The sequence below is a fragment of the Novipirellula herctigrandis genome (genome assembly GCA_007859835.1).
In the GTDB taxonomy this organism is placed as follows: Bacteria; Planctomycetota; Planctomycetia; order Pirellulales; family Pirellulaceae; genus Novipirellula_A; species Novipirellula_A herctigrandis.
The window spans coordinates 5,139,819-5,146,841 of the sequence record SJPJ01000001.1 but is presented as its reverse complement, the minus strand read 5'-3'; the positions used below and the strand labels follow the sequence as shown (position 1 = coordinate 5,146,841).

The window sequence follows — 7,023 nt, the reverse complement described above, 5'->3', positions numbered from 1 at the left end:
CCTCCAGCACCAGGACCTCCAGCACCAGGACCTCCAGCACCAGGACCGCGGCCAAAACTACCACGACCACCATCTTCTCGTCCCCTTCCCGGTCCGCCCGGACGGCCACTGGAACCCATCTCGCGTCCACCGTCGCGGTTGCCGTCGCGTCCACCGTCGCGGTTGCCGTCGCGTGGAGGACCAGGGCGATCGCCTTCCCTTTCGGGATGCAATTCCTCATCCGTCAACTTGCCGTCGCCGTTCTTGTCTAACTTCTTTAACACGGCAGAAGCGGAAGCAATTTCTTTTGCTGAGATGATATGATCGCCGTCCGCATCAATTGCCTCCATGATCAGATTCGGTGGCGGACCAAATTCGGAACCTCCACCTCTTTGGCCGCGTCCGCCAAAATCTCTCGGGCCCTCGCCGCCGGGTCCGCCGCCGGGTCCGCCGCCGGGTCCGCCACCGGGTCCGCCACCGGGTCCGCGACCACCGGGTCCACGACCACCGGGCGGTTGCGCAAAGGCGACGAGGGTTGTCATACCGACTAACAGTAATGTTGCTACAAACAAGGTTCGCTTCATCTTGAACTCCTTCGAGTAAATAATTTGCACCAAATGGTCAATTGTTATTTTCCGGTGTTTTGCCGGCAGGAACCGGCCCGATAGATGACTTGTTGCAGCGGCGACTGCGAACCGCCGCTAAAAATCCGAAACGCAGTACAAATATTGACCTAACCTGAGCACCATACAATCGCCGACGATCACCGGGGTCCCGCTTGAATCGCTGTCATCGGACTCAAACACGTTGGGCGACAAAACGGTGGTCGACCAAATTTCGAATTTCGGCTCCGCTGGCAACACCAATGTTCCCTTCCACGGACTCGCCGCGTATTTTCGGTCGCCTTCCAACACGGGCGATGCGTATACGGGTCGACCGCCTCCGGTCCACTTAGGCACACGTTCGCGGTAAACCGGCTCGCCTGTTAATGCATCAAGACAATGCGTTTAGCCGCGGTCGTCGATCCAGTAAAGGTGGTCATCGTGAAACAGTGGTGTTGCGACGTAGGAACTTTCGCGATTTGACCAAACCATATGTGAATCGGTTACATCATGTTTACCACCCGCACGTATCGCGTGGCTGCCTGCGAAACGGTAGCCACCGAAGGTGTAGATTCCCACCTTGTTCGCGATCACCGACAGGAAAACATTGCCAGTCAAGCTCGTTTCTGCGTACCACTTCCGCTTGTGATGGCAGCGATTACCACAATCGTCACCGCGGGCAATCCGCTTCCGATGACATCAAAACCACTGGCCAGCGTATACATGATCGCGCCATTTTCTCGACTTTGGCTTCGGATAATTCATTCAAAAACACGAAATAGATTTTAGTATGGCTAGACGATCACTTGGAAATCGTACCCTCTCAGGGTGGCATTGCCTGTTGAAACAAGCACGCTAAGCGTGTCTGAACCATTCACATCGATCGGTTCATCGGAAGCAATCCGAATCTGATATTCGCCCGTGTTGTCAAACGAATCAAAACGGTAAACACCATTCTGATCGGTGACCGTGGAGTCAATCATATTGCCTTCGCTATCTAGCAATTCGATGGTCATTCCCGCCATCGGTACGTCCATAGAACCGCTCTGCTGCGGGCGATCATTTCGTCCCCGGTCGGTGCCATCCTGACGACCAAGTTGCTGTGGTCGAGCCTGCTGTGTTTGTGATAGCTGTGTTTGTGATTGATCCGTTTGAGCTATCGCGTCTGCTGCTGTCACCTTTCCAACGATGGTAGGAGCGAAGAAGAACACGTTGGCCTGCAATGAATTGACATTCGAATTCCTCTCGATCACATCCGCCAATGTGGTATTCTCAATCTCGCGAAGCTCGCTCCCACTGAGTGTGTTTTGATACCACAAACGATCACCGTCACGTAACCGTTCAAACTGGTCGGCGACAATCAGTGTTGACGTTTCACCAAGCGAACTTCCATTGGCATGATCTTCGGCCATCAGCCCAACCCACAAATCGATATTGTTGACGTCACCGTAAAGGGTTTCGAGCTTTCCTTGCAACTCAACATCGCTGGTGATGTCGGAAAACGAGTCATACGCATCGAATCCATAGGCAACGCGCACCGAATTGAAATCCGCAAGTCCATGGTCCCGTCCTCGCTGGATGTTGAGTGACACGAGATCCAAACCTCCGGAACCAGGTGCTCCGAATAAGAAGTTGCGCAAACTATCAACAACCTCCAAGTCCGTTTCTTGCGAAATGGTCGAGGCACCTGACTTCAATATCGAATCAATGCCCGTTTCCTCCAACAAAGAAGGGTTGAAGAATGCTTCTGCTAGCGAGATTGCTTCCTGCACCTCCAAACCGTCGTTTCCAACAAATCCCACCGTGTCATTGATCGTCGTGTGTCCAAAACGGAACGCAGCAGTCGAGAATTCATTCGCAATCGACGGATCGACCGTGGCGTCGTAACCTGTGTAGTCTGCGATCGCGTTTTCACCCAGCAAAGCCGGCAAGAATTCGTTGAACGTGATCGATTGCAGTTCTGCGATCACCGTTGCGCGAGCTTCCTGATAGATTTCTTCATCCGTCAAATTGGAATTCGCTGTGGAAAGTTCATCGGCGATTCGATTGTGTTCACGGATGAACAAGGCATGCATCGAAGTCAGTGCAATGTTTTCAGCAGCGCGAATATCACCGGCGAGCACGTTACCCGCGTCGTCGGTCGGCAGTAAACCCTCTTCGCTAATCAGCATGCGACCACCGACGAACTCACGAAGCGAATCGGCAACCTCTTGGTCGCTGCCGTAGATTTGCGAACCATCGATCCATGCGGTAATGGCGTTGAGCTGCTCAGCCGGATTGTCGATTGAGGTTCCTGTTCCTTCGGCAATCGCTGATCGTGTAAGTGGAATGGTCTGTTCCCCGGTACTAAAAGGGTCAAACAGCGGATCGCCGGTGGGGACTTCGATATCAAAGGATTCCGCTTCGTCACCTTCTTGTGCGTGAGAAGCATCGATATCGTGATCAAGAAACTGTCCCCAAATGAATAAGAACGAACTCAAATCACGCTCGCTAGAAGTACCTTCAAGGTCGGTAGCCGACACGGTGTTGCTGATTTCGCGAGCACTTGGACGATCCTCGCCGGCGGGCTCAGAAATCCCATCGGCATAGTCCGCATTGGCAACCCGCAAAAGCGATTCGTCGGTACTGCCGAGTGCCGGATTTTCCAGATTATTGCCAGTTCCATCGATCGAGCGAACCTCATCGGAGAGGTCCGAGGTTGGATCTCCGGTTTGCGTGTCCGTTGGAATATCAACAGGATTCTCAACCGGACCATCGAGTCGGTCTTCGATTGGAGGAGCCAGCCGATCGCCACCTGAATCCCGGCGGTTGAGGCGATTGATAACCATTAATGCATCCACTGCGGAGCGTTGCCCGTCCTGATTAACATCAGTAAAGGTATCGATATCGCGTGAGGCATGTCGGTTCATCTGGTTAATAACCACCAAGGCATCCTGGGCGGACACTCGGCCATCATTATTCACGTCTTCGGGAATCAGTTGATTGTGAAAGAAATCCGCCGCCAACAATTTTCTGGTTTCGAGCGATTCAGCGCGAAGTTGCCGGCTCCGGCGTCCACGTGATCGACGCTCAGGCTTCGCTTGAAACCATGACCGCAATTTCTGCATCAAACCGCGAGGCCGATTAGGTGAGTGGGAATGATTCATAAGGATGTCCCATTCGTTGTGAGGAGTGTGAAGAGAACTGACGCGTCCTTCACTAAAAGGGAACATTCAACGGAATAATGTCACGACTCTTCCCAACATTTCGACTCACAGGTCCGTTTTCCACCGGCGAAGAAAGTGGCATTGGGGCATCAGGGTTGGAAAACCGCAAACCGGCCCTATCAGGACAAAAATTTCAGCCGTAACATCGTTTCGAGAAAAAGCTCGGGGTAAGTCGCTGCCGTTCTCGTTCAACCATCGTTGGAGCCAATGGGTTCCGTTCGCATCATGTTCTGCGTCGCATCCGATTGAGTTTCCGCCGTATTGGATCGCGATACTTCCCATTCGCTTGTATCGGGTTTCTCGCCACATTGATTAACTTCGCGGACCGACTGAACCAATTGGATCGGTAATAAAACAATGCCGACGACACATAAAACACTCAGCACCACAAGACAAAGCGTCGTCGCGGAGGAGGGCGAATACAGTACCGCAGCGCTGATGGTGAGACCAAAACCGGCAAGCAGGGTTTTGAACTCAGTCGGGCCAAAAGCCGCCAACGTAAATTGGCCGGTCAATTTGGCACGCAGGTTCGTCAACACCGCCATCGACATTAGTGCTATCACCGACACCAATCCCAAATCAAGCCGTCCGCACGCGATTGCCAACCCAACCATCCAATAGGTGAAAGAGAGAGGGTCGGTAAAATGGTCAAGCAGCTCGCCGCCGTTACGACATTGGCCGGTTGCACGAGCATGTTTGCCATCGACACAATCTGCCAAATGGTTGCCGACGATCCCTGCGGCTGCGAGCAATCCGCCCCACCAAAACCGAGTTGAAAATGCCAGCCCAATCGCCGCTGATATCGCCGACAAATGGCCAATCAGAACGATCCCTTCAGGTGGAAACCACTTTGGAATCTGTAGATAGGGATACAACGCAGTCATCGGTGGGCCAATCACCGGATCGAGCAGGCTATGGGAAACACGCTTGGACATTTGGAAATTCCTTGATTGAAGGTCTTTCCTATGAAGAGACCGACGCGCGTGGAATGCTGCGCTGAAACCGTGCCATCAAAGAATGGAGGCCCAACGAGCGAACCGGCCACCCAGCGAATCGAGCGCAAACGTTTTCTATCCTCCCGACCGTCGCGACTCTTTCGGCAGCTTTGCAAAACAGCCCTTTCGGGGTATCCACGCCACACCCACCAATTGCAATGGTAGTGAATATCACCGCTTTAGCTTGACCACAAAATCGCTAGCAGCTACGCTAAAACCTCTCAAGGGCGACAGAACCCGCATAATCGCTGCCGCCAGGTTATCCCCTTCAGACTTATCCTCTTCCTTTCAAGCTCAGATGCCTTTGCGTCTGCGAGTTTGAACTTATCGAAGTTCTCGACCACGGAGACACTGCATGGTACTGCGCATTAAGTCCATTCTTTGGCTGTCCCTTTTCTTAGTCACGATTCCACTTGGTTTTCAAACCGCGTTTGCGGGCAACTTTGATGTAGCAGACCGATCCGAGATGATCGACATCATGGTTCGTGTGCGTGCGACACAATTGTTACAGCGGTGCACGTTTGGTCCCACACAAGCGGAGATCGACTCGTTAACAGCGCGCATGAAGGAAATCGGTGTTCAAAACGCGGCGTCGGAATGGATCGATGCACAGTTCGCGATGGAACCGACTTTGCATGTCCCAACCGCTCAAGCGATGATTGCCGATGATGGTTGGGAAGATGACATGAACGGTGTTGGCATCACTCGCTATCGCTACCACGCTTGGTGGCACAACGCGATCACTGCCCCGGACCAACTCAAGCAAAGAATCGCATGGGCTCTGATTCAAATATGCGTGGTAGGCCAAACCGGGGCAGGGTTCAATGGATCTGCAGAAGATGCATGGGATCAACCCCGTTGGCTAGGCCTAAGTAACTACTACGACATGCTGCTAGAGAACAGTGATGATACTTATCGAGAAGTCCTCGGCGACGTCACCTTCAGCCCGATCATGGGGATCTACCTAAGTCATCGGGGGAACGCCAAGGGCGACCCCACAAAAGGTACATTCCCAGACGAAAATTACGCTCGCGAAGTGATGCAACTCTTCTCCATCGGTCTCTACAAGCTCCGACAAGATGGCACTTTAAAGAAAGACAGTGCGGGCCAGGATATTCCCACCTACTCCAATGAAACCATCAAGGCATTTGCTCGTTTGTTCACGGGCCTGAACTATTTTGGTTCCACCAATATCAATAATTACACCGGAAACCTATGGGATCCGATGATTATGCATAATGACGCACATGATGCCGATGAAAAAATCCTTCTCGATGGCTACAGGTTACCTGCCAATGCGGATGGTATCGCCGATATCAATGCGGGCCTGGATCATCTGTATGCTCACCCCAATGTGGCTCCCAACATTTCTCGGTTGCTCATTCAACGACTCGTACGCTCGAATCCGTCCAAGGCATACCTGCGTCGTGTTTCGGCTGTCTTTCGCGACAATGGACAAGGCGTGCGCGGTGACCTTAAGGCAGTCGTCAAAGCCATTTTGTTGGACCGAGAAGCATGGAATTCGATCCGTGTCACCAGCACTCGAAGCCCGTTGCGGGTTAAAGTTCGAGGAACCGGAACCGAACGAAATCGGCTAGCCGAACCCGTGGTAATGTACGCCGCATTTCTTCGTCGGTTTGGCGAACCTGAAGCAGATGGTTGGTACAAGATTCCTGGGTTGGGAAGCAATTGGACCCAACAACCATTCAGCTCCCCGAGCGTGTTCAATTTCTATTCGCCAACGTTCCAACCCGCCGGTTACATTACTGGCTATACACCTTCACGGCGGATTCCGAATGGTTCCTTGTACACACCGGAATTTCAATTGATGACCGCAGTTGTTGCTAACAAAATGGCCAATCGCTATCGATCCGACATCGCTGATTCAAACGCAGACTACACGCCGGTGAATAACACCACCACAGGAAAAGTGGAAGTCGACATTGCCTTGGACTTTTCGACGGAAGTCGACTTAGCGAATGACGCTGACGCACTCGCGAGGCACCTCGACTTGACGCTTTGCGCGGGAACGATGAGCAACGCGTTCCGTAACGCATTGAAGAATGCAGTCCAGGAAGAAATCGATAACGGCGTTACCAACACCACCGAACTGGCGCGCGGCGCTTTGTTGTCCGTGCTGATGTCGCCTGCATTTATGATCGTCGAATAGCGAGTACCGATCTGATTCGTTCGTCACACTGACACGACGAACGGTGTCGCTCGGCCGGAACGGCAATCCAG

At 52.7% G+C, this 7,023-nt stretch carries 5 protein-coding genes and 1 pseudogene; 1 reads left to right on the top strand and 5 read right to left on the bottom strand.

Annotated features, from left to right (window positions below):
• The 5 genes and pseudogenes from CA13_RS35365 to CA13_RS18710 all read right to left on the bottom strand — a co-directional run.
• Positions 1–563 (bottom strand): annotated as a pseudogene (locus CA13_RS35365) (hypothetical protein); the annotation flags it as partial.
• A gap of 117 nt (positions 564–680) precedes the next feature.
• Positions 681–938: a hypothetical protein gene (locus CA13_RS18725; protein WP_146399177.1), complete on the bottom strand. Its 258-nt coding sequence runs from the start codon at positions 936–938 to the stop codon at positions 681–683.
• Positions 939–986: 48 nt separating this feature from the next.
• Positions 987–1,199, bottom strand: a complete 213-nt coding sequence (locus tag CA13_RS18720; protein ID WP_146399175.1) for a hypothetical protein — start codon at positions 1,197–1,199, stop codon at positions 987–989.
• A 176-nt stretch (positions 1,200–1,375) separates the two neighbouring features.
• Positions 1,376–3,688, bottom strand: a complete 2,313-nt coding sequence (locus tag CA13_RS18715) for a peroxidase family protein (protein ID WP_419195124.1) — start codon at positions 3,686–3,688, stop codon at positions 1,376–1,378.
• Positions 3,689–3,975: 287 nt separating this feature from the next.
• A complete protein-coding gene (locus CA13_RS18710; protein ID WP_146399171.1) occupies positions 3,976–4,722 on the bottom strand; it encodes a CDP-alcohol phosphatidyltransferase family protein in 747 nt (248 codons plus the stop codon).
• A 415-nt stretch (positions 4,723–5,137) separates the two neighbouring features.
• On the opposite strand from CA13_RS18710, the gene CA13_RS18705 reads away from it, so the two are divergent.
• Positions 5,138–6,952, top strand: a complete 1,815-nt coding sequence (locus tag CA13_RS18705) for a DUF1800 family protein (protein ID WP_146399169.1) — start codon at positions 5,138–5,140, stop codon at positions 6,950–6,952.
• The last annotated feature ends 71 nt before the right edge of the window (positions 6,953–7,023 follow it).

Bases quoted from the DNA above. Each gene is read 5' to 3' on its own strand.
- CA13_RS18705 (WP_146399169.1), top strand. From the start codon at position 5,138: ATGGTACTGCGCATTAAGTCCATTCTTTGGCTGTCCCTTTTCTTAGTC.
- CA13_RS18715 (WP_419195124.1), bottom strand. From the start codon at position 3,688: ATGCAGAAATTGCGGTCATGGTTTCAAGCGAAGCCTGAGCGTCGATCA.
- CA13_RS18710 (WP_146399171.1), bottom strand. From the start codon at position 4,722: ATGTCCAAGCGTGTTTCCCATAGCCTGCTCGATCCGGTGATTGGCCCA.